The 3,748-nt window shown below is 51.4% G+C and carries 4 protein-coding genes and 1 pseudogene; 2 read left to right on the forward strand and 3 right to left on the reverse strand.

From position 1 onward, the window contains the following. Both D1159_RS18455 and D1159_RS18460 read left to right on the forward strand, forming a co-directional pair. Positions 1-273, forward strand: a pseudogene (locus tag D1159_RS18455) (recombinase family protein); the annotation flags it as partial. An 89-nt stretch (positions 274-362) separates the two neighbouring features. Then, complete coding sequence (locus tag D1159_RS18460; RefSeq protein ID WP_161847060.1) at positions 363-692, forward strand: TnpV protein; 330 nt, start codon at positions 363-365, stop codon at positions 690-692. A 98-nt stretch (positions 693-790) separates the two neighbouring features. On the opposite strand, the gene D1159_RS18465 is transcribed toward D1159_RS18460, so the two are convergent. From D1159_RS18465 to D1159_RS18475, 3 genes are all read right to left on the reverse strand, one after another. Beyond that, positions 791-2,278 carry a hypothetical protein gene (locus D1159_RS18465; protein ID WP_161847061.1) on the reverse strand — a complete coding sequence of 496 codons (1,488 nt, stop codon included), beginning with the start codon at positions 2,276-2,278 and terminating at the stop codon, positions 791-793. Positions 2,279-2,373: 95 nt separating this feature from the next. Further along, entirely contained in the window at positions 2,374-2,625 is a 252-nt protein-coding gene (locus D1159_RS18470) for a hypothetical protein (RefSeq protein ID WP_161847062.1), read from the reverse strand. A 541-nt stretch (positions 2,626-3,166) separates the two neighbouring features. Beyond that, the coding region (locus D1159_RS18475) for a transposase (RefSeq protein ID WP_161847063.1) at positions 3,167-3,748 on the reverse strand (582 nt) is incomplete at its 5' end.

Raw genomic sequence — 3,748 nt, forward strand, 5'->3', positions numbered from 1 at the left:
TTCTTTAACACCCGCTTTTTCGTGGATGATGGATTTTCCGGGGTCAGCTTCGAGCGTGAGGGACTTCAAGCCATGCTCCGTGAGGTGGAAGCCGGAAATGTGGCGACGGTCATTACCAAGGACTTATCCCGCTTGGGCCGGAACTATCTGAAAACCGGGGAGCTTATCGAAATCATTTTCCCGGAGTACGATGTGCGCTACATCGCTATCAATGACGGTGTGGACACGGCAAGAGAGGATAACGAGTTTACTCCGCTGAGAAATTGGTTCAATGCCACCCTCTCATAAAGAATGACACTACACGCAGGACATAGCATCCCTGTTACTTCCGACAAAGCTGTTACAAAATGGAGGAAATGACAATGAACGACCACGAAATTCCCGCCATCGGATTATCGGTAGCGGCTACCGATAATCTTAGAAAGTATGGCCGCATGAGAAAGCAATACCTCCAGACGCATAAGCCGGGGCTTTATAACAGCTTGCTGCTGTCCGGGACACTACACACGCACCTGCTGGAAATCGACCAGACCGCCCGCAAACGCTTGGAACTTATGATGCCGGAGATGGCGAAAGCAGCCGGGGCCACCGAAGATTTGAAAGCCTATGCTCCCATGCGCTGGGTGGGGTTGATGAACACCTGCAAGGTTCAGGTAGAGGAAATCATTTTGAGTGAACGGATATGGGACTGATGTAATCAAATGTTAGAGCCGTATCTGCTTTCTTGCAGATACGGCTCTAACTGTACTATGCTTTCACATCCATACCGGCGACTTCGCCACCGCGCAGGTTAAGCCCGCACATCTACGCCGCCACCAATGGATGTAATAAAGTCCTGCCAGCTATTCACATATTTCTGATAAGTGGAACAGCCGAGGCCAGAAGTCTGTCCGGTCTGCTCCAACAGTTTATTTACCTGTTTTGTCAACGGAGAAGTTTCCTTATCGTTGGGAGCGGTATAAAAATCTTTCCAATAGCTCTCGATGGAGATACCCCAGCGCAGGGCATTTGGATTTTTAACAGTGGCTTGGGCGGTAACTGTCTGCCCATAGGCGGCTCCAGCACGAATAGCTGCGGCCCCATCACCACCGTTCTGTTGGTAGGTGTTCATTACAGTATTATAAATCCCTTGGAACACAGCACGATCAACGGAGGCAAAAGTTCCTTTGGGCTCGCCGGGAGCAAGATTGCTCTCACGCTTGAAGAGAGACTGATCCAATGCGGCCAGCGCGTTTTCATGCCCTTGGGAGCGGCTGTTTTGGAGCAGAGAGGCCATGTTCTGACTTACCATCCCTTTTTGTATCATCGTCTCCGCTTTCATATCTGCCATAGACAGATTGAGGGCCAGTGTTGCCTCATTCCGGCCACAGGATGACGCATTGAAAAGCTCCGTTTGATAGCTTTGGGCAATTTGACCGGCGGCGGTCAAATCCTGTACCGAGTACCGGGCCCCGCTCTGACCAGTCGCCCCAGCCGCCCGGAGCTGAGACGCGATATAGGCATCGTGATTTTTCAGCCAGACACTGTCCGGGCCAGTCTGGGAAACAACCTCATGCACTTTTCCCAGCGTTCCACGGTAAGCGTCTACTTTCTCTGCCAGAATTGCAGAAAAGCTATCTTTGACCGCTTGGGCATCACCGCTTGAAATTCCCAGGTTGTCCTGCAAAAGTTTCGTGTAGCCGTCTATCATTCCAGCTTTTCCGGCTTGGTATATTTCCTCCAATTTGTCGCGCTGGGCGGTCAACTCATCGCCGCTGAAATTGCGCTCCAATTTGTCCAGCGCAGCCACATAACGGGAGGCCAAATAGTCCAATCCGTCCGCCAGTTCTTCCGGGGAGGTAGTCTTAAACGCCTCCAGTTCCTGTGACAGCCCACTCCAATTTACATCACCGCTCAAACCGTTCTGCCGCAGGTTTTGAATGTAAGCGGACATTACTTCTTCTTTCGTTTCACCTGTACCAATTCCCAAATCCCACCGGGCCTGCCGACGCATATTTTCTATCATATCGCTGGCCTTTGTAGGGTCGTTCAAATCCTTGAGGTTAAAAGTTTGTGTTTCCTGCTTCCACAAACTCTCCGCCGCATCCCGGATGGAATAGTCCTCTCGATAGCCTTTGCGGTCAGAGAGATCGAGATGAAGTAGCGGCGCAGAACCTTGAGCTGCCCCTCCGCCAGAAGCCGCAGCGACACTGGGATCGTGCCGAAATCCCGCTTGGGGCGCGCCAGTTGTGATTTGATTTGCGATATTAGGAATGTTCGTCCAGTTTGCAATATTCATAACCAACTCTCCTTTTATATCATGGTATCTATACCCTGCCGGTAGCTGTCCAAAATGCTGGTGTCAAAGGGCTTACCCCAGTCCCGGTTTGGGTCTTACTGGTAGATGTACTCGCCCAGCCGGGTGGCCTCGCTATGGAAAATCTCATTGAGCGTCCAGGATGCGCTCAACCGCTTTTCTGGTGAGAGGGACATGGTATAGTTGCGAATGACCGCGCTGATGTCCTCGCCATCGCTTACCCCGTAGCCAGTTTTCATGTGGTCAAAAGCAATCTGCTTGACCTGCTGCACAACGCCCTCATCCACGGGAACGATTTTGCGATAGTCGCCAGCGTTGTTCAAACTCATACCGGGTGTGCCGTAAGGGTTGACGTGAGGCTTGCCCTGGGGTCGTTAAGCAATTTCGCCAATCCGTTGTTGCTGTTGACTTTGTACCATTTGCGTGATTGTCATAAAATACCCTCATCAGTTTATCTGAGAAAATTCAGTTATGAAAGCAGAAAAGACGCTCTTTACCACATGACTACCCCATGTGGCAAAAGCGCCTACAAAATACAAGCAGTATCCACCTTAAAGGCATAACAAATCTGTGGAGCTACATAGCCATAGCACCGCTCTGCTTGCTTGCTTGCTTGCTTGCTTAATAATGATGGAAACCACGGCGCTTGTCAACCCCTTTTTGAAAAATTCAATAGCACTCATTTTTTATCGGCACTTTATTACAAAAGTTAATAGGCGGGGCGTACCAAAGTTGCAAACCTGCAAATAGGTGTCAAGCCCCAAAATGAAAAAGTTAGCATAATTTTTGTGGCATGAAAATGGGTATAGCAAAGCAAGCCGGTCAGCGAGAGATTTTTGCAAACCGGCTGAACAGGGCTGATATTTTCAGTTAAGCGGCGGTGCTTGCCTCAGCATCCAGCGCCACCAGATGCGCCTTTACCATGGCGTAGTAGATACGCAGGAACTTGGCCGCACCGGCTACCATGTAAACGTAAAAATGCTTGCCCTCGGCCCGCTTTTTGTCCATGAACTGAAAAACGGGATCGTCCGGGTCGGAGTGCTGAAGGATCGTGCTGGCGACCATGAACAGGGTTTTCCGCAGGTGAGGAGAGCCGCGCTTGGAGATGCGGCGGGACTTGGAGTCGAATGTGCCGGACTGCAAAGGCGGCGCGTCCATGCCCGCAAAGGCCACCAGAGCGCCCTTGTGGGTGAACTGCCGCACATCTCCGATCTCCGCCATAAGCTGCGGCCCGGTGACCTCGCCTGCGCCCTGCATCGCCATGACCACATCGAACTCCGGCAGCATGGAAGCCAGACGGAGCATCTCGCCCCGCAGGATATACAGCGCATCATAGACGGCGTTCAGGCTGTCCACAGCCTGAGCGATCAGCAACTTTATGATATTTCGGAAAGGGGTAAAGTCATTTCCCAGTTGCTCCTCGCTGTCCACTCCATCATTGACGGCGATAAA

Source organism: Pseudoflavonifractor sp. 524-17, from assembly GCF_009935845.1.
In the GTDB taxonomy this organism is placed as follows: Bacteria; Bacillota; Clostridia; order Oscillospirales; family Oscillospiraceae; genus Pseudoflavonifractor_A.